The following is a 21,434-nucleotide window of genomic DNA, read 5'->3' on the forward strand; positions in this document are numbered from 1 at the left end:
GATCTTACAAAAATCTGCCTTTCATATCCAACTTTTTGATCAGATTGGATTTGACAACAGCGAATAAGCTATCCTTTGCCTCTGCATAAGATATTCCATATCGCCTGGATTTAGGATGAAGTTCTTCAGGAAATCTAGCCAGTAAAGAATCATAGTATTGGTTCAAGGCTTCATTGGAAGGCATCTCATACTGAATTCGAAATTGAAACCTTCTAATCAAGGCAGAATCTATAATATCAATGTGATTTGTCGCACAGATGAGCAGAACATCATCCGGCAAGTAATCTATTTGCTGAATGATCGAATTCACCAGTCTTCTCATCTCACCAACATCATTGTCGTCATCGCCACGTGCTTTTCCCAATTGGTCAAACTCATCCAAGAATAAAACTCCTTTGTCGCGTGCTGCTCGGTCAAAAACCTGCTTCACATTTTGCGAAGTCTCACCTATCCTAGAGTTAATTACATTGCTGAGATTTAAAATGATCAATGGTTTTCCCAGACTATTTGCAATTGCCTTTGCCGTTGTTGTTTTGCCACAACCGGAATGGCCATATAACAGGACCTTATTACTTACCGGAAGACCATAACTCTTTAAATCCTCAAGATATTTGTGTTCTTTAATTAACTGATCGATTTGTTCTCGGTTTTCATCACTTAAAAACACGTCTTGAAGTAAAACTTGGTCTTTGTCCTTGATAATAAGGTCCTGAATATTCATTTAATCTATATTTTTATCCTTCTGCAAAGATAAGTGTAATATTGGATAATCTCTGCCAGAACTATCTCGCAATGACTTGCCAAATTGCGAAAATCCAAATTTTTTATAAAACCCTATCGCCTGTTCATTTTGTTCATTCACATCTACATATTTTATGTTTAGATGGTCTATAGCATATCTGATTAATATGCTTCCAAATCCTTTTCCCCTAGACTCAGCATCTACAAAAAACATCTCTAATTGATTATTATTATAGGCCAGAAATGCTTTCAATCCATTTTCAATAAGAACGTAAATATTCAAGTTCGGCAAGTAATCTCTTGGAATCACCTCCTTAAAGAATTCAAAATCTTCATCCTTTAAAAAATGATGAGTTTCCAGAACAGAAGATTCCCAAACTTTCATAATTTCACTGTAATCCTTTGAATTAAATTGCTCAATAATCATTATGTATTTTCAGTCTTATCTTTATTAAATTTTCTTTCTATTATCATTGGAGTCAGTATCCAAAAGTTTATTGTCGGGATCTACTCCAACTTCATAAGGCATTTTGTCCAGCACCATCTTAAATTTATTATTGATCTTATCAATTTTGATCTTTTTTAAATATAATGGATTATCTACCTCAAATTCTCCTTTCTTAACTGGCTTAGCATAAATCGCAACTTCCACATAATCTTTTAATGGCAATGACTGTATATTTTTCTTGCCATCCTTCACAGATAATGCAGTACCTTTCACATCTTCATACATCCTTTTTCCTAATGGATCTGTTCTGTATTTTGAAACTTGATAATCCATCTCCACTTCATACTTGCCATTGGAAAGAGGATTGACTTTTACATCTTTGACCTTATTGTCATAAATAGTTACCGTTTCTATAAGGTCAGTTACCAAATATTGCAGAGAATCTGGTACTACAAGCTTCAGCATATCAACAAATTCAATCGAGGTGGTATATGGTGGATTTTGAAATTTCACCTTCGACAAATAAGCTTTCAAGAAATCATTGAACTTTTGCTCACCAAGGTAGTCACTCAAAGCATACATTACTAAAGAACCTTTATTGTAATGAATATAACCCTGATTTTCATTGAACATCAATGGGTTTTCCCGAATGATCTCATTTGATCTTCCTAACAAGTAATTATCCAATGCATCTTTTAAGAATCTTTTCATCTGTCCTTTTCCATAGGTATGTTCAAGAACTTTCAATGAGCTATATTCTGACAATGATTCCGACATCATAGTTGACCCTTGAGCAAATGCACCAATAGCTTGATGAGCCCACCATTGATGAGCAAACTCATGTGACACTACAGAATAGGGATAATCCACGGCGTTAGGGTCATTTTCATCAACCTTCGCAATAAACCCAATGCCCTCAGAAAAAGGAACAGTATTGGCAAATGCTTGAGCGAAGGTACCCATAGTTTTAGGAAATTCGATGATTCGCATCTGACGGAATTGATAAGGACCATAATTGGATTCAAAATAATCCAACGATTTCTTCATCGAAGCCATGATTCGTTCCAAATTATATTCGTGTCCTTTATGATAATAGATTTCCAAATCCTTACCCTTATATTTTTCTTTCTTGACCTCATATTTAGCGGACATAAAAGAATAAAAATTCAAAATCGGTGCATCCATTTTGTAATGGAAATATCGCTTTCCGTCTTTTTCCCATTCTTTCTGCAAATATCCCGGAGCGATTGCAATCTGATCAGGACTGGTACTAATGGTAGCTTCAAAGTCAATCCAATCTGCATCTTGAGATATATAATTATTGCCCAATTTTGAACTATCCCGAGGATCCGGCATTCTTCTCTTATCAGGAAGTCCATATTTTTTCCTAACCCTATTGTCAGCCAACTCCCCTGTTTCATTATAACTCAAGACAGGGAACATTAAATTGTTCATAAAAGTTCCATTTGCCAAAACTTCAGAACGGTCAAATAGAAAGTTATTAGGCTTATTCTTAATTTGATAATCAATCTTGAGAGTATCACCAGGGTTCAATGCATTACTCAACTGATATATCTCGATGGCTAGAACTGAATCTTTAAGTATCTTTTTCGCTCCTTGATGAAATTTAGCATCGATTAAGATATTTGGTGACATATTCATAAAGATGGTATCAATAGGCACCCCAGTCTTATTTACGTAAGTAAAGTTAGCATTAGCAACAAAGTTTCTATTTTTTGGATCAATGTCGATAGCAACTTTTGAATCTATTAACCTAGGAATAGGTCTCCCGTCATACTTCTTGTATTTCTTCTCATAATCAACTTGATGCATTTCAGACTCTTTATTGGAATAGTTAGGCTGATTTACATTCTTCTCAACATATATGGAATAACCAAGCCCTATGAATCCAGCTAATGCTAACAAAGTAGGAATATAGATTGCAGGCTTCAGTCTAGTGAAAAAGGATTTAAATTTTTCACCTAGATTAGAGATAATCCCTCTTCTCCACAAGAGCAATGTCAATCCAAATAAAACTAACCCAAATAAAATCCAATAAATTCGGTAATAAATAAAATGTCTGATATCGCCATAACCATTCATGTCTGAATAATTGTAGGACGGATCCGCATTTGGAATAAAAATCATTTGCTCGACCCCAATTCTTGGTAAAAATGGTAATGCAAAATAAAATATCAAACACACAATGAATCCTACAAAATAATTCTTAAATAGATTCTGAATAAAGAATGCGAACAGAATTAGATATAAAAACTTGATTGGATAAAGGACAAATAACTCATAGGAATAATGTCCGATTTCAAAATTAAAATACCCTTTATAAACCTGATATACTATTCCATTGATCATGCAAACTAGCATAACTAAGTACACTAATTTTACTAATGCAATAACTTTGGATAACAACAACACCCAATTTGGAACAGCCGTGGATTCTATCAACAAAAACATATTGGTCTGCCTAGATTTATGTACCAACATTCCGGAGAATAGGAAAATCATGATACTCAAGAAAAACCCATAAATACTCCCCATAGCAATTAATACTTGCCATGTCACCGGATAGGTGTTTGTACCGAACATTTCTCCGGATACAGAAATCACAATCAGGACAAATAAAACTGCAATCAGCAACAATATATAGAAGGTCCAATTTTTTACCAGAAATTTGAAATCAATATTGGAAAGTCGCCAGCTCAGTTTTATGTTTGACAAAAAACTATAGTCGAAATTTACTTTAGGCAAATCAATTTTTAGGATACTGCCGAAATTATCCTTTATCATTCGAGCACCTCCTTTAGACTTTTTAAAGGATATACCCAATTGAGAAAAACTGAATTTGTAATATACTATTCCAAAAAATATAGAGGCAACGGCAAGCCAGATCAATCTATTGTAAAATAATACCCCTTGTATAGGAACAAAATTATTGTTTTGCTCTTCTACACTCCAATAGCGAGAATAGTACATTAAAGGTTGGAATCCAAATGGATCCAATAAAGCAACAAGATATCTATTGTCTACATTTTGTGTGACTACATCCAATAACGATTGCAATAAGAACAACACCAATACAAAAACAAATCCCACATAAATATTCCTGCTGAAGGTTACTAAAGCAAATATGATGCTTCCAAATAAAATAAAATTGGGAACTACCGTAATAAAGAAACCTTCCAAGTAAGCTCTAGGATTATTTGGACCCAACAATTCTTTGTTTATCCCCGGATAAAATTGCGCAAGATAATATGCTACGACACATAGAAAAGCTATAAAAGTAACGACCACCAACGAGCTCAAAAACTTTGCAGTTAGGTAGTTAAACTTACTCAAAGGGTAAGAGAACAATAAAGTATGCATATTATACAGGTAATCTCTGTATACAGATGCACCTATTATAGTTGGAAGCAGAAAATAGATTAATGTTGCAAAACTATTCAGAAACCCTGCAATTTTTATAGGAGAGTTCACATACACTGGATCTGAAGTAGTGCTTGTAATAGCATCGAAAGCCCCAAGATTTGAAATAACAGTAAAAAAGGCCAGTGCAAAATAAATGGCACAATACACATAAAACACGGGTTGCTTCAACCAACGTTTTATTTCGAATAGAAAAATCGTACTAAACATTTACTTTATCACTTTTAAGGGTAACAAAATAAACATCTTCCAAAATTGGAGTTGCCGGACTAAATGATTCATCAGGTAAGGTATCATGGTATACCCGAATATTCAAGCTGTTGTCCTGGTTATAATTGGAGGAGATAATATTATATTTTAGATTTTCAGCATCAAAGTCTGCCCTCTCAATTTTCTTTTTCCATATTTTCCCGTTGAGAGAATCGGTCCCTTGTTGAGTGCTTCCACGGAAAAGTACCTTTCCCCCATTCATAATAGCCAGCTCATGGCACAGTTCCCGCACGTCATCAACAATGTGCGTAGAAAAAATAACGGTATGTTGAGCACCAATCTCTCTTAGAACATTCAAAAATCGATGTCTTTCTGCAGGGTCCAAACCAGCAGTAGGTTCATCGACAATAATTAGTTTTGGATCATTCAACAACATCTGAGCAATACCAAATCGTTGTTTCATACCGCCTGAATAACCACTTACACTTTTATTCCTGAAATCATATAGATTAGTGATCTGAAGAACACTTTCAACAATCTTGTTTCTATCTTTTCTATTACTGATTCCTTTCAAATCAGCAAAGTAATTCAACAATTCCTCAGCACTAAGATTAGGATAAACACCAAATTCTTGCGGCAAATATCCCAATACCCTTCTCAAGGCATTGTTATCATTCAGCACATCAATGTCACCAAATTGAATGCTTCCGCTATCAGGGCTTTGCAAAGTTGCAATGGTACGCATCAATGATGATTTTCCAGCACCATTAGGCCCCAGTAAACCAAACATACCCGGACCAATCTCCAAGTTTACATCATCCAAAGCCTTGACTCCGTTGTTATATGTCTTCGTTAAATTCTGAATCTTAAGTTCCATAGAAATTTCGTTTTTTGTTAGTTATATAATTAGTAGCTTAAACTTAAAAAATGTAACAGAAAAGATTGAAAATTATTTAAAATTGGTTTTAGACATTAGACATATGACATAAGACATTAGACATTAGACATTAGAATTGGTATGGTGCTTTACATAACTTGCTAACATGGATGGTGGACTAACCAAACAAACAAACACTATTGCCGGACTGGTTGATGTCCCCACAGCCGCCATGGTTGGTGTCCCCACCAGCCATCATTGCCGCCAGCTAATTGTCAAAAAAGTGGTCGGTGGGGACACCGACCACGGCTTCGGAACTGGCTTCGTGATTGACTTCGTGACAAGCTTCGATATTGCTCTCGTTACCATCTTCGGCACACCTTCCTTACCCACTTCGCCCCCTCCACGATCTGTTTCAGCTATGATGATAACACAAAAAAACCGGCTAGATTATCCTAGCCTGCAATTTCATTTATACCAAGACAAAAAGTCTAATGTCTTATGTCTTGTGTCTTATGTCTAAGCTTTGCCGCCATGGTTGGTGTCCCCGCTGCCGCCATGGTTGGTGTCTCCACCAACCATCATCCCAGCCAGCTAATTGTCAAAAAAGTGGTCGGTGGGGACACCGACCACGGCTTAGTCACACCGACCACGGCGTCGTACCACCGACCACAGCTTCTTGACCGGCTTCGATATTGACTTCGTGAACGGCTTGGTGATAGGCTTCGGAACTGGCTTCGTGATTGCCTTCCTTACCCACTTCGACCTCCTCACGACCTGTTTCGGCTATGATGCTAACAAATAAAAAAGCCGGCTAGGTTATCCTAGCCGGCAATTTAATTTATACCAAGACAAAAAGTCTAATGTCTTATGTCTTGTGTCTTATGTCTAAAGCTTCGTTCTTACTTCTTATAATACTTCATTGCTTCTGGTATCAATGCTTGCAATTGGCTGATACGTCTTGCATCGCTAGGGTGAGTGCTTAAGAATTCAGGAGTGCTTCCTTTTTTACCTTGCGACATTCTTTCCCAGAAACCGACAGCTTCTTCAGGGTTATAACCTGCCATTGCCATCAAGATTAGTCCTGCTCTATCTGCAGCCAACTCATCGTTACGTGAAAATTTCAATGATCCTACTTGGTAACCAATTCCATACACTTGGTTAATAATACCTGTATATCTACTGTTACTGATTGTTCCAGCAGCATTTAATAATTGCGCACCCAATTGAGCAGCCATAGCATTTGACACTTGAGAAACTGAATGTTCTTCGATTGCGTGTGCAATTTCGTGTCCCATTACTGTTGCTAATCCGGCATCATTTTTTGCTACAGGCAAAATACCAGTATACACTGCTACTTTACCACCTGGCATACACCAAGCATTTACTTGGTCACTTTCGATAAGATTGAATTCCCAGTTGAAATTGAATTTATCAGCAGCCCCAATCTGCCTTAAATATTCATTCGTTGCTTGAGCAATTCTATTACCTACTCTTTTTACCTGCGTTGCTGCTGCAGATCCTGTTTCAACTTTAGAGCTGTTTTTACTCAAAAAGTCCTTATAAGCCAATGCGGCTTGATCGTTTATGGTCTTGGAATCAACTAATTTTAAGTACCTACGTCCAGTGATTGCGGAAGTAGCACAACCTACCAAAGTAGCTCCTAAAAGCATCATGGCAGCATATTTTGTAATTCGTTTCATAAGTTTTATTTGATTTAGTTTATCTAATACATTTTTAACATCTCGAAGTATTAAACAAAACTTGTACCCAAAAGTTTAATCCTTAGATTTTTTCTTGAATAAATATATTTTGGATTCTTTCCCTTTGAGCAGTCGTTCTATATTTTTTTGGTGGGTAACAAGAATTAAGGCACATATCGCAATTCCATATAATAGAATAGATGGTACGGTAGTCTTGAAAATAAAAGCCACGGAAAATGGAAAAGCAAAACCTGCCATAATAGAACTTAGAGAAACATAATGGGTTATCAAAAGGACAAGTAAGAAGACTGATACACAGATAAGGGCTGCTGGCCAATGGATAGCGAGAACCATACCAAACAAAGTAGCCACGCCTTTTCCTCCTCTAAATCCTGCAAAAATCGGGAATAAATGGCCTAATACAGCAATAACACCCAATGCAAGCTGAACATTTACAAATTGGGGTCCATCATGGTTCCCAACAATTGAACTATCCAATAAATATGGTAGATTAGTCGCTGTCCATCCTTTTAGAATGTCAACGAACATTACAATGGATCCTGCTTTTTTCCCTAATACTCTAAAAGTATTGGTGGCACCGGCATTTCCACTTCCATATTCACGAACATCTACTCCATAAAATGCCTGCCCAAACCAAACCGCAGTAGGGATTGAACCGAAAAGATATGCTAATATGACTATTCCTACTAGATATATTGATATCATCTACAGCAATTTACTAAATAAGTTTTGCTTTCAAGCTCAAGTCCAGACTTTTAACCGAATGAGTTAGTGCACCTACAGAAATATAATCAACTCCTTGTTTCGCATAGTCAGCAATGGTTGCCAAGGTTATTCCACCTGATGCTTCGGTCACTAATCTTCCAGCCACCAAATCAACAGCTTCCTTAACTTGTTCAGGACTAAAGTTGTCAAACATTACGCGATCAACAGCATCTAGACTCAAAACTTCGTTTAACTCTTCAAAGTTTCTAACCTCCACTTCTATCGCTATATCCAATTGTTTTTCTTTTTTATAGGCAAATGCGGCATTTACAGCAGCGGAAATCCCTCCTGCATAATCCACATGGTTATCTTTGATCAAAATCATGTCATACAAACCAAAGCGATGGTTCGCTCCCCCTCCAATTTCTACAGCCTTTTTTTCCAAAAAACGCAATAATGGAGTCGTTTTCCTGGTATCTAAGACTTTTGCTTTAGTGCCAGAAATTGCTTGAACATATTTTGCGGTTTGAGTTGCGATTCCTGACATCCTTTGCATGATATTCAGAACCAATCGCTCACCCTTCAAGATCGTATGAATCTTGCCTTTAATCTTAAAAGCAATATCACCATATTTAACGGAGCTGCCGTCCGTAATTAATTGGTCAAATTCTAATTCGGGATCAATCTGAGAAAAAATTTCTTTGGCAACTTCAACACCCGCCAAGATACCTTCTTCTTTAACTAATAATTGAGCCTCTCCTAATTGTTCTTCTTTTATCGTAGATAATGAGGTATAATCCCCTGCTCCTACATCTTCTACAAGGGCTTCTTGAACAAAATGTACCAGTTTATCTTTGAATTCTCTCTCCATTTAGCAAATTAAAATTAAGCGAAGATGAATAAAAATATATTTATTTGAAAACTTAAATAAGAAAAATTAAAAACTTTATTCAATTCGCAGTTCATTTATTTGTGCTTCGCCACCTGTTTGGTTAAACTTCACAAATACACGATATGAACCTTGATTGGTCTTAATCTGGTAAACAATATAAAAACTATTGTTACTTCGGTTAGTGCGTTGTACCTGTTTGACTTCTGTAGTTTTTGAAGTTCTAAAGAAGTCGCTTAAAATAACTTCAGCCTGAAATTTCGAATAATAGCCGGAGTCATTTTTTATGGACAATGAAACATTTTGACCGAACATATTTGCTACATTTTTCGCGCTGTTCGCTTTTAATGCTCCAAGCAATTCCAAAGCAATATCCGTTTGGAAGCTCGCGAAAGCAACCAATGGCAAAAACAGCATTGCAAATGCAAACCGTCTCAATATCAAACCAAAATCACGAATAACTTTTAACATAATTGCTTGGGTGTTAACAGCAGAATTATAAATAATTTCCGCCAATTAACATTAAATTCATTTTCCGCTCTACAATCAGCGAAAATTATGCCAATCCTTGTTTATTTTGGTCATTAACGAATTTGTTGCTTTTCGATACAACCAAATTCTCTTTTTAGTGTTTCTAATGGAGAATAAGTATATTTGTGTAATGAGTTCTGAACATAAAAAAGTAGCATTATTAATCTTGGATGGATTAGGCTACGGAAAAAATGATAATTCAAACGCTGTAATAGCTGCTAACACCCCTTTTTTAGACTATCTTCTTGCAACCTACCCTAACTCCAAACTTGAAGCTTCAGGTGAAGCTGTTGGCTTACCGGCAGGGCAAATGGGAAACTCCGAAGTCGGGCACATGAACCTCGGTGCAGGTAGAATCGTATATCAAGAATTAGGTCGTATCAATAAAGCCGCACAAGAAGGTGTATTCAAAACTGACCCTACCATTCAGGATGCATTCGCCTATGCCAAACAAAACAATAAAAAAGTGCACTTCATCGGTCTTTTGTCTGATGGTGGTGTCCATGCACATATCGAACATCTTAAAGCTCTCTGCGACGCCGCAAAAGATGCAAACCTAACTGACGAACAAGTCTTTATCCATGCTTTCCTGGATGGTCGTGATACAGACCCTAACGGTGGTTTTGGATATGTTAACGACTTGACGACTTTTCTAGAAAATTCTGTAGGGACCATAGCATCCGCAATCGGAAGATATTATGCAATGGACCGCGATAACCGTTGGGAACGCGTAAAAGAGGCATATGACCTATTGACAAAAGGAATAGGTATCCCTTCTACAAACCTTGCGGAATCCATCGAACAATCTTATAGCTTAGGAATTACAGATGAGTTTTTAAAACCAATAGTTATGGTGGACTCACAGGGGCTTCCTAAAGCAACAATCAAAGATGGTGATGTGGTAATCTGTTATAATTTCAGAACAGATCGTGGTAGGGAAATTACAATTGCCCTAACTCAACAGGCTTTCCCTGAATATCACATGCAACCATTAAATCTTTATTATGTAACCATGACTTCTTATGATGAAACATTCAAAAATGTCAAGGTTATTTTTCATAAAGACAATCTTACCCAAACATTGGGAGAAACTTTATCCTTGCAGCATAAGACTCAAGTCCGTATTGCTGAAACTGAAAAATACCCTCACGTAACATTCTTTTTCTCAGGAGGACGCGAAGATCAATTTGAGGGTGAAAGAAGATTATTAATTCCTTCTCCAAAAGTTGCAACTTATGATCTGCAACCCGAAATGAGTGCCAATACCATAGCAGACTCCATCTGTAAGGATATGGAAGAGAATAAACCGGATTTTATTTGTTTAAATTTTGCCAACCCAGACATGGTAGGCCATACTGGAGTTTTTGAAGCTGTAGTTAAAGCTGTGGAAACAGTAGATAATTGCACCAAACGTGTGGTTGAAACTGGAATCAACAATGGCTATTCGTTTATTATCCTTGCCGATCACGGTAACTCTGAATTTATGATCAATGAGGATGGATCAGTCAATACCGCACACACTACTAATTTAGTGCCTTGTATCTTGATTGACAACCAATACAAAAATATTAAAGATGGTAAATTAGGGGATGTGGCTCCAACGGTACTGCAATTGCTGAACTTGCCAATACCTTCAGAAATGACTGGAAATGTCCTTGCATATTAATATTAAGAGAATCAAAAATATCGCAGCAGTAATTTGTATTACTGCTGCTTTTTATAGTTGCGAAAATAAGGAGCAACAAGCGAAAATTGAGAACCAGGAAAAACTATTCGACCTTCCCTCCTTCTTTCAAAAAGAAATCGACTCATTGGCAGCACTGAATCCTGAAGTGAACAAAACAGTGAAAAAAGATGAAAACGAAGAGTCCAAAAAATTGAAAATTAAAGATTGGGCAGTAGAATTATCCAGCTTTAAGGCTATTGATCTCAACAAACCAGCCTATGCAGGTTTTGTTAAAGTTGATACTGCTGACTCTGTAATCCAATATTCCTTCACCAATCCTGAACTCGACCTTTCATGCGTCAGAATTCAACTCGATCAACAAGGACAACCCAAAATGATCTCCGTAGAAAAAGAAGTTAGAAACACCCTTTATAAAACTTCAGAGTTCTTGGTCTACGAAAAAAACAACTTCTACCTCGTTGAAAAAAATCAACACGTCAAAGTTATGGGCGACAACTATTACAAAGTTCAAGGCGAGTTTTAGTGGAGCCTTTGGCTAGATATGAGATGTGAGATGTGAGATGTGAGAAATGAGAAATGAGATAGTAGAAAGAATATTAAGCGGAATGATTAATCTCATATTTTTTCGGAACGATGGTTCATCCTTAGGTATCGAAGTGTTGAGCGCTGGCAGAACGCCATGGTTGATGTCTCCACCAAACATCTTCAGATGAGCTAGCTAAGTGTTTTGTACACGCATTGTGCGGTTGTTTGACAGGTGCTTCGGAGAACGCCATGGTTGGTGTCTCCACCAACCATCTTCAGATGAGCTAACCAAGTGTTTTGTACACGCTCTGTGCGGTTGTTTGACAGGCGCTTAGCCTCAAAACGCCATGATTGAAGTCTCGACAAAACATCTTCAGCTGAGCTAGCGCAAGTGTTGTGTACACGCTCTGTGCGGTTGAATGACGGGCGCTTCGGCTCAAAACGCCATGGTTGGTGTCTCCACCAACCATCTTCAGCTGAGCTAGCGCAAGTGTTGTGCGCGGGTTTTGTGCTTTGGATCACTTGCGTTAAAATTCCGCTCAACCACCGTATTCGTGTCTCCACCAACCATCTTCAGCTGTGCTAGCGCAAATATTGTGTGCGGGCTTTGTGCGGCTGAATGACGGGCGCTTCGCCTCAAAACGCCATGGTTGGTGTCTCCACCAACCATCTTCAGCTGTGCTAGCGCAAGTGTTGTGCGCGGGCTTTGTGCTTTGGATCACTTGCGTTAAAATTCCGCTCAACCACCGAAGGTAAATAGACTTTATTTCACGTTTTCTATCTCAAATCCCACATCTCACATCTCATATCCCCTTCTTTTTCTCCTCTTCCAATTGCAATTGAGCTTTTTTCTCAGACCTGATATTCAAGAACTCAACCAATACGGAGAATGCCATTGCGAAATAAATATATCCTTTAGGGATATGTTGGTCGAATGCTTCTGCTGTAAGAGATACCCCGATCAACAATAAGAAAGCTAATGCCAACATCTTAACGGATGGATAATCATTAACAAATTTTGAGATACCTTCGGCAGAAATCAACATTATTCCTACTGCTACAATTACGGCCGCCACCATAACACCAATACTGTCCACCATACCTACAGCGGTAATAACGGAATCCAAAGAGAACACTAAATCCAGAATAATAATCTGTACAATGACATTGGCGAATGTAGCAGGTTTATTCCTTGCTTTTGCTGATTCAGTATGTCCTTCTACTTTATGATGAATTTCGGTTGTAGATTTATAGATCAGGAACAAACCTCCAATAAACAAGATCAAGTCTCTTCCTGACAATTGAAGATAGCGGCTCCATTCAGGATGGTCAACACCAATGGTATCCGCCAAATTAATAAATGGCGCCGTTAAGCCCATAATCCATTTGATCGAAAACAACAATCCTACCCGCATAACCAATGCCAATAGCAATCCCAATTGCCTAGCTTTCTTCTGTTGCTCTACTGGCAACTTTGCACTTTGTATTGAGATAAAAACAATGTTGTCAATACCCAGGACAATCTCCAAGACCGTCAAGGTTAAAAATGAAATCCAAATATTAGGATCCGATATCCATTCCATAAAATTATTCTAGTAGTGTGATTATTTAATTATACCAATTATCTAATTATAAATTTTTTGTATAGTTTATTCTAGTAGCGTGTGTGTGTATGTGTGTGTGCAAATAATTCAAGTATTGCGTGTGTGTAAATTTTTCCAGTTTTACGTTTATTAATTTCTGAGAAACTATACCAAGTCTTTTGTCTTATGTCTTATGTCTTATGTCTATCGAATACCGTCTAGTCATAATGCACCAGAGAAACAATATTTTCACTAAATCTCGTTAGTCGACCAGCGCTCTGTAAAAAGTCAAGACTGATTACAAAGGAATATCCAGCGATTACACCGCCTAATTTTTCGACCAATTTACTGGCTGCGACGACAGTTCCACCGGTAGCTAGCAAGTCATCGTGCATTAAAACTTTAGTACCTTTTTTAATGGCGTCTTCATGCATTTCTATCGTTGCTTGGCCATATTCCAATTTATAAGATTCTGAAATGGTATGAAAAGGTAATTTTCCTTGCTTACGGATAGGAACAAATGGTTTGTTCATTTCTTGAGCAAGCAGAAAACCAAACAAGAACCCTCTACTTTCAATTCCAGTTATTACGTCAATCTCAATGCCCTCAAGTTTTCTGACAAATTCTTTAACGGCCAATTTCACAACCTCTGGCTTTTGTAGTAAGGGGGTAATATCTTTAAAAACAATTCCCGGTTGGGGAAAATCCGGAATGTCACGGATAAAGGCTTTAAGCTGTTCTTCAATCATTAATGTTCGGTAAAATCCAAATAAAATTCAATTTTACGGAAAAAATCCTCATCTAAAGAATGAATTTTCGACAAATCTTCAACCCTATCAAAAGCTCCATGCTGATTTCTATAGTTGATAATTGTTTGTGCTTGCTTATAAGTAACATAAGGATGTTTAGATAATTCAGACACAGATATAACGTTAATTTTTAATAATTTAACATCTGATCTGTCTACTGTAAGTTTAGGAAAAATATGATGATAAGTTTCTTCGGGCAACCCATATATTTCTGACAATTGTTCCGTTTTCACAAATCCGCCTAATGCATCCCTAAATTTAATTATCCTATTTGAAAATACAGGTCCTATCCCCTTCAGTTTCATAAATTCAGAATTATCAGCCAAATTAATATCGATACTTAAATTCGTGTAATTGTCTTTGCTAATTTTATCTTTGAAAACTGTGGGCTTTCGGATCTCATTTGCTGTCTGCGGGATTTCAACAAATGGCAACAAATCAACTAATAATTCATCATCAAGAACGTATATTTTTTTCAGATCATCTCTATTTTTGAAAACACCTCCTTTTTCTCTATAATTTAGAACTACTTGCGCTTGCTTATCACTAAGCCCTAACTTAACCCAGCCAGCCTTATCCAATACATTTGGATTGAACTTAAATAATTCCTGACTGCTTTTCTTATTGTGTTTGTGTTTATTTTGCTTAGATTTTATATATGAGGCAGGTGCTGGTTTCGATGTAGACTCTTTTGCAAAAGCCATTTCTTCCATATTGAATTGAATATCTTTTTGTTTATGGAAGACAGGAAGAAAAATGTTAACGGTTAGCAGTAGAGAATTTAGAAGGATTAACAAGAACATTCCTCTTTGTTCTTTTCTGGTCAATTGAAAGAACTCGATTAGCTTTTTCATCTATCCCCATGAAACTTACCTGCAATACTAAAACTTTATTAAATTTGTAAAAATATCTGATAGTTGCAATATGCATTTTGTCCGCCCCATTTTTATCCTCAAATACATTTATCCAGAAGCGATTTGGAGAGAGGATAAGAATAAAAATAATATTTACTTAACATTTGATGATGGACCAATCCCAGAAATCACACCTTGGATATTAGATTGCTTGAAAGAAAAGAATGTGAAGGCTACGTTCTTTTGTGTGGGTGAAAACATCAAAAAACATCCAGAAATTTTCAAAAGGCTATTGGACGAAGGTCATGTGGTAGGTAATCACACTTATAACCATTTAAGAGGCTGGAACACCGAAAACAAAGATTATTTTGATAACATCAATCGATGCCAAGAACTTACACGGACAAATCTTTTTAGACCTCCTTACGGAAGAGCTAAAAAATCACAAATGAAAGAATTGGCAAAGGATTTTAAGATTGTGATGTGGGATGTATTGACTGGCGATTATGATCAGGAAATCACCCCCCAGCAATGCTATAAGAATTGCATCGATAAAACCCGTAACGGTAGTATTATCGTATTTCACGATAATATCAAAGCCATTAACAATGTTAAATACGCCTTGCCCAAAAGCATTGACTATCTAATTGAGCAAGGTTATCAATTCAAAACCTTAGTTCCCTGATTCAGGGTCTGCGGGTTTGGGAGCGATATCTACTGTATAATCTCTAACACTGCTGACGCTGAAATATCCTAGTGCATCATTGCTTATATTAGATGTTGGATTTCCCGGTGCCGCACTACCAGGATTGGTGCTAGCATATTCTGACCAATAATTAAAAACCTCTTTTGTAATGATTTGCCGTCTGATTCTCAGATTATCTCCGGGTTTAATATCATTTCCACTCCCATCGCTGCCCAATTGATGAGTCCACTCATTGCCATCGTTGAATTTATCCGAAAACACAGCATTGAATTTAAAAGGCTTGTTATTGATAGACATACTATAACGATAGTAGTTCGCTTCCCCTTCAGGATCATTGAATTTTAAATTGATAAAATAAAAATCCTCGTTGAAAATATTTTCTTCTGTTACACCAATAGAATCAATATCTATATAGGCCAACATGCGTGTTGTTGAAGTATATTCTTCACCATCTACTTGGACTACTAGATTATAGGTCTCTCCCATCGCCATAGGAATATCAGTATTAATATACCTTCCACCACCAGCAGAAACAAATTGATAAACCCTTCCATTGCCCAACCTTATGTAGACTAACGCATCATCCACAGGATCATTAGGTCTCTCATCATCAAAATTCACAGTTTTACTGATAAGGATTTCATGCGTCTTTTCTTCATTATTGATGTCAGCGACAATTACAACTTTTGGATTTGCACTGTTTAGATCGATATCTATAAGGTCTTCACAGCTAGTTAAAATCAATAAAAAGCTGAAAAGTAAAAATCTATATAATGGTCTTTTTATCATGATTTTAAAATTTAAAGTTCCAAGTAACCGAAGGAATTGCTCCAAATAAAGCTATTCGATAAGCTTCTGTAATATTTGGGTTCTGTTCATTTTCCCTGAAATCAATGATATAGGCATTCTTGTGGTTATAGGCATTGTACACTCCGAATGACCAACTAGAATGGAACCGCCTATTTTCTTTCTTAGGCTCATAAGTTGCTGATAAATCCAAACGGTGATAATCTGGCATCCTATAGCCATTACGCTCTGTATAATAGAACATCGTTGTACCATCAACTTGATATTTACCACTCGGGAAAGTAATTGCATTACCCGTATAGTAAACAAAAGTAGCACCTAACGTCCATTTTTTGCTCAATTGAAATATTCCAACCAATGAAATATCATGAGTTCGATCTTGACGAGCATTAAACCAATTACCTTCATTTATCTGATCAAATTGTCGTTCACTTTTTGCTAAGGTATATGCCAACCAACCGGTTAACCTACCTTTATTTTTTCTCAACAAGAACTCAGCACCATAAGATCTCCCGATTCCGTACAATAAATCGCCCTCCATATATTTATTGGCTTGCAGATCTGCTCCATTTCTGAAATCAATCTGATTATCCATATACTTATAATAGCTTTCTACCGAAAACTCATAGGTATTATTGTTAAAGTTCCTGAAATAACCCAAGGCCACTTGATCTGCAATTTGAGGCTTGATATTTAAGCTGCTCACAACATATTGATCAGTTGGCAAACTCGAGGTCGTATTGGTCAATTGATGTAAGTTCTGTGAAATTCTATTGTAACTTGCTTTGATGCTATTGTTAGGATTTAAAATATATGAAAGGGATAACCTTGGTTCGAAATTGAAATAATGTTTAGCTATAACGCGGTCATAATGGGTTTCTGAAATAGGCTCACCATCTTCATCGAAGTCATAAAATGAACCTGGTCCCATAACCATAAAATCACTGAAGCGAATACCATAGATCATGGACAATTTGTCAAATGGCTTCCATTCATGCGAAACATAAGCTGCAGCTTCAATACCTTGTCTGCTATCCACACTCACCGAATTTACTTCAGAACCTTCCTGTGCTTCAAGACTTGCTGGTTTAATACTTTGTTGATGCAGGTTAACCCCAAATCTCAAGGTATTGTTATTGGTTGAGTAATAGGAGAAATCCTGTTTGAAATTCCAGTTCCGGATCTTGGAGGCAATCTTGAAGTCAGAATCATCATTGCTAACGTTAACATTGTATGCAAAATCACTATAGATCAATGATGTGTTAGAAAATAATTGAGAATTTATAACGGAATTCCAACGAACTGTAGCAGTCGCATTTCCCCAGTCAAAACCAAATAAATCACCGTAACCTAGATCATCTTTCCCGAAATAACCTGAAAGATATAGGGTATTGCGATCATTCAATTTATAATTCATCTTTGCATTCAAATCGTAGAAATAAAGCTTGCTTTTTTTAGTAGTTTCATCGGGTGAAAGCTTTAAAAATAAGTCAGCATAAGTCCTTCTACCACTGATCATAAATGAACTTTTATCTTTTACAATAGGACCTTCCAGCTTTAAGCGAGAGGCGATCAAGCCAATACCACCTTCAGCACTGAATTTCTTATTGTTACCATCCAGCATACTGATATCCATGACAGAGGAAATCCTGCCTCCATATTGAGCGGGTATACCACCCTTAAAAAGACTGGCATCCTTAATCGCGTCTGAATTGAACGTTGAGAAAAACCCTAATAGATGGGAAGCATTGTAAACCGTAGCTTCATCCAATAAAATCAGGTTTTGGTCACCCCCACCTCCACGCACATAGAAATTCGAACTACCTTCACCACCTGTAGATACACCTGGAAGTAACTGAATGGATTTTAAAATATCTTTCTCTCCAAAAACCACGGGAATATTTTTCAGTTCTTCCATTGTGAACTTTAAATTCCCCATTTGCGGTGATGTAACATTGTCATCTTCCTTTTTACCAGTTACGATGACTTCTTCGATGACACTTGAATTTGGAGTAATTTCAAAATTCCTGCGTTGATCCGCATTTAACTCTACTGTTTCGGTTTTGCTAGCATAACCCACAAATGAAATTTCAACTTCATATGTTCCAGCTGGAAGAGATAAGGAATAGAAACCATAATTATTGGAATATGTACTGAGGTTTTGGTCTTTAACACGGATTACGGCAGCAATTAAATTCTCTCCCGAATTAGAATCTTTTATATATCCGCTAAGGGTCAATTTCTCTTGACCTAAAACAGTATTAAACAGTAAAATATAAATTCCAAGAAGGCTTAGGCAGACAATTCGGAACAATGATTTTTTTCTCAGCAAATACAAATCCATGGCCAAAAGTAAAAAAGCCATTCTGAACATCAAAATGGCTTGCGTAGGTTTATAATCTCGTATCTAGCTTCAAAGGTACTACAATTATCCAAAAAAGCAAATATATTATCCAAAATAGACAGCTTATGTAGTCTTTGAAAAAAACTCATTAAAGAAAACTAGCTGATAATGAATGGATTTGCTCCAATAATCCCAATTGTGTGCGCCTGGCATTGTTAAAAAACGATGAGGTACATTTAAATATGTTAATTTTTCATGGAGCTTACGATTTACCTGATAAAAGAAGTCTTCTGTACCACAATCTATAAAAAATTCCAATGATTTTGGTTTAATCAAGTGGGTCATTTCCATGACAGTATGATCTTCCCATACTTGAGGATTTTGATCGTAAGGTCCGATTCTTTTTGCCATATCCCAGTTGTTTGGAAACGGACGAATATCCACACCACCAGCAGTGCTTCCTGCAGCACCAAAGGTATCCTGATGACGAAGGGCCAAATATAAAGCACCATGGCCGCCCATACTCAATCCTGTAATACCGCGCTTGCTCCTATCTTTGATTACTGGATAATTTTGATCAACATAAGCCACCAATTCCTTGGCAACAAAAGTTTCATATTGAAAGTTCTGATCATTTGGAATATCCCAATACCAACTTCCAAATCCACCGTCAGGACAAACAATTATAATTCCCAACCTATCTGCTAAATCTTTGATTGCCGGAACTTTATTGACCCAATCCTTATAACTTCCTGAATATCCATGCAATAAATATAAAGTTGGAAATTCTTTTGACTTTGAACCTTCAGGTTGAATAATGACAGTTTTGATGGCTTTATTCATTGCTGAACTTTGTACATTCAGCGTATCAACTTTTGCAGCATGCGCAAATCCTATAAATAAAAGAGAAAAAAAGAATGACAAGGATGTCTTCATAAAACTATGGTTTTGATATATGATAATAATAAAGATAAGAGTCTAAGCCGAATGGTCTTTCACTAATCGTGAAAAATCCATCTGAAGCCCGATCAAATGTGATCGCCTCACCCTGTGGTTCTGGTTCGTATGGAACAGGTAGATACGCCTCACTCAATGCTTTTGATATAGACATGTTATTCCTTAATGGCCAATAATATATCGATGTCAGGTTTTTCATTATCAATGCATCTCTCCTAGGTGAAATATCTGCTGCTGTTATAAATGTGAACGGAAAGCTAATCACAGGTTTTAGAACAAAATGCGTCTTATTGGATTCAAAAATAGCTGCAGTATATAGGATCGATCTGAACTCTCTTTTTGAAATTAGGTAGAATTGTTTATCCATTGGATCAACAAATATGGCTTCAGCATCTCGTGCTTTTCCAGGATAGGTCAGTGTCTTAATATTAATTTCATTTTTCGGAATAGTATCATTCACTTGATTAGACTTATAGAGTGGTTCGGGGAAGATATATAAAGATATATTTGCCCTTGTAGCTAAGTTATCACCAATATCTGCCAAGACTATATAAGATTTCCCTTCTACTTCTACCCAGGCAATATCCTCTATATCAACTGCATTTATTCCCTCCAACCTATAGGTTGTCTTTAAAATCGCTACGGAGTCAATAAGGTAAATATTTGCTTGATCTCCACTATCATTGTGGACCCAAAACATACCTGGATTGTTTATAGAAGATACAATTCCAGAAATTTCCCCTAAGGCAAGTGAACTAACCTTTCCTTTTGAAAAACGCTCACCATGCATTACCTCTTGAGCCATTGTGCTCAATGAAAATAATAAGGTTAGAAGTAAATAACAGCTAAAAATATAAGATCTCAACATAAAAAAAGGTCAGCAAAACACTGACCCTCCTAAAATACATTAAAAAAATAGTTTTATTTACCTTCAAATGCAGAAATAATTGCTGCCCTATAGGTAGAATCTTTCTCTCCAAGTTCAAAAGATTGTTTGTAAGTATCTAATATCCCAAATATCTCCGCCTCTTTTCCAGTACCATTTTCAAAGAAATATTTAAAACTATATGTACCAGGTTTTCCTAAATCAACTTTCTCTTTATTAGATGAAAAGACCATTGGAGTTAAAGTATTGGTTGTCATTTTTCCGTCAACGGGCATCTTAAACAATGTACCCATTGCCTTAACGAAATTATCGGAGTTTGGACCATTTGCAGTTATGCGAACCGAACCTTCACTAAAACCCAAATCCTCATCTGGTTGGCCATTCTCAGCAATACCGGCATCAATGTCTTTTTTAATTTCTACATTAAACCCAACAGGCTCATTATTAAATTCTGATATCGCTTCATAGAGAATGGATGAATCAGTTTGTGCTGACTGCCTCAAATCAAAATATAAATGGAATTGATTTGAAGTTGTTTCATTTGTCAGAGGCTTTAAGGCCATTTCAGAGCTACCTGTAGCTGTTGAGTCATTAGATCCACCTTCTGATTTATTTGAGTTACCACATGATGACATATATAATAATGAAGCCATTAACAGTGAATACGTTGCGATTTTTTTCATAACTTTCATATTTATTGTAAGACAAAA

At 36.6% G+C, this 21,434-nt stretch carries 20 protein-coding genes; 4 read left to right on the forward strand and 16 right to left on the reverse strand.

Annotation, left to right across the window (positions count from 1 at the left end; translation table 11 throughout):
- Window positions 1-4 precede the first annotated feature (4 nt).
- From CRT24_RS16705 to CRT24_RS16720, 4 genes are all read right to left on the reverse strand, one after another.
- On the reverse strand, window positions 5-721 hold the full coding sequence (locus tag CRT24_RS16705) for an AAA family ATPase (protein ID WP_099372318.1): 717 nt from the start codon (window positions 719-721) through the stop codon (window positions 5-7).
- Window positions 722-1,126, reverse strand: coding sequence for a GNAT family N-acetyltransferase (locus CRT24_RS16710; protein WP_257214072.1), 405 nt, complete (start codon window positions 1,124-1,126; stop codon window positions 722-724).
- 66 nt (window positions 1,127-1,192) lie between these two features.
- The gene (locus CRT24_RS16715) at window positions 1,193-4,840 is read right to left on the reverse strand and encodes a M1 family aminopeptidase (protein WP_099372320.1); all 3,648 of its coding nucleotides are present in this window, start codon (window positions 4,838-4,840) and stop codon (window positions 1,193-1,195) included.
- Complete coding sequence (locus CRT24_RS16720; protein WP_099372321.1) at window positions 4,833-5,717, reverse strand: ABC transporter ATP-binding protein; 885 nt, start codon at window positions 5,715-5,717, stop codon at window positions 4,833-4,835. Before CRT24_RS16720 ends, CRT24_RS16715 begins: the two co-directional genes overlap by 8 nt.
- A gap of 166 nt (window positions 5,718-5,883) precedes the next feature.
- Between CRT24_RS16720 and CRT24_RS16725 the strand changes: the two genes are divergently transcribed.
- A complete protein-coding gene (locus CRT24_RS16725) occupies window positions 5,884-6,240 on the forward strand; it encodes a hypothetical protein (RefSeq protein ID WP_099372322.1) in 357 nt (118 codons plus the stop codon).
- Between the two features lie 379 nt (window positions 6,241-6,619).
- On the opposite strand, the gene CRT24_RS16730 is transcribed toward CRT24_RS16725, so the two are convergent.
- The 4 genes from CRT24_RS16730 to CRT24_RS16745 all read right to left on the reverse strand — a co-directional run bounded on the left by CRT24_RS16730 (window position 6,620) and on the right by CRT24_RS16745 (window position 9,506).
- Window positions 6,620-7,420 carry a M48 family metallopeptidase gene (locus CRT24_RS16730; protein ID WP_099372323.1) on the reverse strand — a complete coding sequence of 267 codons (801 nt, stop codon included), beginning with the start codon at window positions 7,418-7,420 and terminating at the stop codon, window positions 6,620-6,622.
- 75 nt (window positions 7,421-7,495) lie between these two features.
- Window positions 7,496-8,146 (reverse strand): glycerol-3-phosphate 1-O-acyltransferase PlsY, encoded by a 651-nt coding sequence (gene plsY / locus CRT24_RS16735; RefSeq protein ID WP_099372324.1) that lies wholly within the window; start codon window positions 8,144-8,146, stop codon window positions 7,496-7,498.
- Window positions 8,147-8,159: 13 nt separating this feature from the next.
- Complete coding sequence (gene nadC, locus CRT24_RS16740; RefSeq protein WP_099372325.1) at window positions 8,160-9,017, reverse strand: carboxylating nicotinate-nucleotide diphosphorylase; 858 nt, start codon at window positions 9,015-9,017, stop codon at window positions 8,160-8,162.
- Between the two features lie 75 nt (window positions 9,018-9,092).
- On the reverse strand, window positions 9,093-9,506 hold the full coding sequence (locus CRT24_RS16745) for a DUF4783 domain-containing protein (protein ID WP_144034603.1): 414 nt from the start codon (window positions 9,504-9,506) through the stop codon (window positions 9,093-9,095).
- 166 nt (window positions 9,507-9,672) lie between these two features.
- On the opposite strand from CRT24_RS16745, the gene gpmI reads away from it, so the two are divergent.
- Both gpmI and CRT24_RS16755 read left to right on the forward strand, forming a co-directional pair.
- Window positions 9,673-11,232 carry a 2,3-bisphosphoglycerate-independent phosphoglycerate mutase gene (gene gpmI / locus CRT24_RS16750; RefSeq protein WP_257214073.1) on the forward strand — a complete coding sequence of 520 codons (1,560 nt, stop codon included), beginning with the start codon at window positions 9,673-9,675 and terminating at the stop codon, window positions 11,230-11,232.
- Window positions 11,216-11,776 carry a hypothetical protein gene (locus CRT24_RS16755; RefSeq protein ID WP_099372328.1) on the forward strand — a complete coding sequence of 187 codons (561 nt, stop codon included), beginning with the start codon at window positions 11,216-11,218 and terminating at the stop codon, window positions 11,774-11,776. Before gpmI ends, CRT24_RS16755 begins: the two co-directional genes overlap by 17 nt.
- A gap of 805 nt (window positions 11,777-12,581) precedes the next feature.
- On the opposite strand, the gene CRT24_RS16760 is transcribed toward CRT24_RS16755, so the two are convergent.
- From CRT24_RS16760 to CRT24_RS16770, 3 genes are all read right to left on the reverse strand, one after another.
- The gene (locus tag CRT24_RS16760; RefSeq protein WP_099372329.1) at window positions 12,582-13,361 is read right to left on the reverse strand and encodes a TerC family protein; all 780 of its coding nucleotides are present in this window, start codon (window positions 13,359-13,361) and stop codon (window positions 12,582-12,584) included.
- A 218-nt stretch (window positions 13,362-13,579) separates the two neighbouring features.
- Window positions 13,580-14,110 (reverse strand): adenine phosphoribosyltransferase, encoded by a 531-nt coding sequence (locus CRT24_RS16765; protein ID WP_099372330.1) that lies wholly within the window; start codon window positions 14,108-14,110, stop codon window positions 13,580-13,582.
- A complete protein-coding gene (locus tag CRT24_RS16770) occupies window positions 14,110-14,997 on the reverse strand; it encodes a helix-hairpin-helix domain-containing protein (protein ID WP_180269163.1) in 888 nt (295 codons plus the stop codon). Before CRT24_RS16770 ends, CRT24_RS16765 begins: the two co-directional genes overlap by 1 nt.
- Before the next feature lie 97 nt (window positions 14,998-15,094).
- On the opposite strand from CRT24_RS16770, the gene CRT24_RS16775 reads away from it, so the two are divergent.
- Window positions 15,095-15,709 carry a polysaccharide deacetylase family protein gene (locus CRT24_RS16775; RefSeq protein WP_099372332.1) on the forward strand — a complete coding sequence of 205 codons (615 nt, stop codon included), beginning with the start codon at window positions 15,095-15,097 and terminating at the stop codon, window positions 15,707-15,709.
- Here CRT24_RS16775 and CRT24_RS16780 read toward each other — a convergent pair.
- From CRT24_RS16780 to CRT24_RS16800, 5 genes are all read right to left on the reverse strand, one after another.
- A complete protein-coding gene (locus CRT24_RS16780) occupies window positions 15,698-16,519 on the reverse strand; it encodes a DUF4249 domain-containing protein (protein ID WP_099372333.1) in 822 nt (273 codons plus the stop codon). The genes CRT24_RS16775 and CRT24_RS16780 overlap by 12 nt on opposite strands.
- Window positions 16,520-16,523: 4 nt before the next feature.
- Window positions 16,524-18,902 (reverse strand): TonB-dependent receptor, encoded by a 2,379-nt coding sequence (locus CRT24_RS16785; protein WP_257214074.1) that lies wholly within the window; start codon window positions 18,900-18,902, stop codon window positions 16,524-16,526.
- 102 nt (window positions 18,903-19,004) lie between these two features.
- Window positions 19,005-19,817 carry an alpha/beta hydrolase family protein gene (locus CRT24_RS16790; RefSeq protein WP_099372334.1) on the reverse strand — a complete coding sequence of 271 codons (813 nt, stop codon included), beginning with the start codon at window positions 19,815-19,817 and terminating at the stop codon, window positions 19,005-19,007.
- Between the two features lie 4 nt (window positions 19,818-19,821).
- Window positions 19,822-20,643: a hypothetical protein gene (locus tag CRT24_RS16795; RefSeq protein WP_099372335.1), complete on the reverse strand. Its 822-nt coding sequence runs from the start codon at window positions 20,641-20,643 to the stop codon at window positions 19,822-19,824.
- A gap of 116 nt (window positions 20,644-20,759) precedes the next feature.
- Window positions 20,760-21,407, reverse strand: a complete 648-nt coding sequence (locus CRT24_RS16800; RefSeq protein ID WP_144034604.1) for a hypothetical protein — start codon at window positions 21,405-21,407, stop codon at window positions 20,760-20,762.
- Between the last annotated feature and the right edge of the window lie 27 nt (window positions 21,408-21,434).

The organism is Sphingobacterium sp. 1.A.5 (assembly GCF_002734235.1).
In the GTDB taxonomy this organism is placed as follows: domain Bacteria; phylum Bacteroidota; class Bacteroidia; order Sphingobacteriales; family Sphingobacteriaceae; genus Sphingobacterium; species Sphingobacterium daejeonense.

Excerpts from the sequence above, each read along its gene's own strand:
- CRT24_RS16725 (WP_099372322.1), top strand. The coding sequence starts at position 5,884 with ATGGATGGTGGACTAACCAAACAAACAAACACTATTGCCGGACTGGTT.
- CRT24_RS16765 (WP_099372330.1), bottom strand. The coding sequence starts at position 14,110 with ATGATTGAAGAACAGCTTAAAGCCTTTATCCGTGACATTCCGGATTTT.
- CRT24_RS16715 (WP_099372320.1), bottom strand. The coding sequence starts at position 4,840 with ATGTTTAGTACGATTTTTCTATTCGAAATAAAACGTTGGTTGAAGCAA.
- CRT24_RS16755 (WP_099372328.1), top strand. The coding sequence starts at position 11,216 with ATGTCCTTGCATATTAATATTAAGAGAATCAAAAATATCGCAGCAGTA.
- CRT24_RS16800 (WP_144034604.1), bottom strand. The coding sequence starts at position 21,407 with ATGAAAAAAATCGCAACGTATTCACTGTTAATGGCTTCATTATTATAT.
- CRT24_RS16780 (WP_099372333.1), bottom strand. The coding sequence starts at position 16,519 with ATGATAAAAAGACCATTATATAGATTTTTACTTTTCAGCTTTTTATTG.
- gpmI (WP_257214073.1), top strand. The coding sequence starts at position 9,673 with ATGGAGAATAAGTATATTTGTGTAATGAGTTCTGAACATAAAAAAGTA.
- plsY (WP_099372324.1), bottom strand. The coding sequence starts at position 8,146 with ATGATATCAATATATCTAGTAGGAATAGTCATATTAGCATATCTTTTC.
- CRT24_RS16775 (WP_099372332.1), top strand. The coding sequence starts at position 15,095 with ATGCATTTTGTCCGCCCCATTTTTATCCTCAAATACATTTATCCAGAA.
- CRT24_RS16720 (WP_099372321.1), bottom strand. The coding sequence starts at position 5,717 with ATGGAACTTAAGATTCAGAATTTAACGAAGACATATAACAACGGAGTC.
- CRT24_RS16730 (WP_099372323.1), bottom strand. The coding sequence starts at position 7,420 with ATGAAACGAATTACAAAATATGCTGCCATGATGCTTTTAGGAGCTACT.
- CRT24_RS16785 (WP_257214074.1), bottom strand. The coding sequence starts at position 18,902 with ATGGCTTTTTTACTTTTGGCCATGGATTTGTATTTGCTGAGAAAAAAA.
- nadC (WP_099372325.1), bottom strand. The coding sequence starts at position 9,017 with ATGGAGAGAGAATTCAAAGATAAACTGGTACATTTTGTTCAAGAAGCC.
- CRT24_RS16710 (WP_257214072.1), bottom strand. The coding sequence starts at position 1,126 with ATGAAAGTTTGGGAATCTTCTGTTCTGGAAACTCATCATTTTTTAAAG.
- CRT24_RS16705 (WP_099372318.1), bottom strand. The coding sequence starts at position 721 with ATGAATATTCAGGACCTTATTATCAAGGACAAAGACCAAGTTTTACTT.
- CRT24_RS16790 (WP_099372334.1), bottom strand. The coding sequence starts at position 19,817 with ATGAAGACATCCTTGTCATTCTTTTTTTCTCTTTTATTTATAGGATTT.
- CRT24_RS16745 (WP_144034603.1), bottom strand. The coding sequence starts at position 9,506 with ATGTTAAAAGTTATTCGTGATTTTGGTTTGATATTGAGACGGTTTGCA.
- CRT24_RS16795 (WP_099372335.1), bottom strand. The coding sequence starts at position 20,643 with ATGGCTCAAGAGGTAATGCATGGTGAGCGTTTTTCAAAAGGAAAGGTT.
- CRT24_RS16760 (WP_099372329.1), bottom strand. The coding sequence starts at position 13,361 with ATGGAATGGATATCGGATCCTAATATTTGGATTTCATTTTTAACCTTG.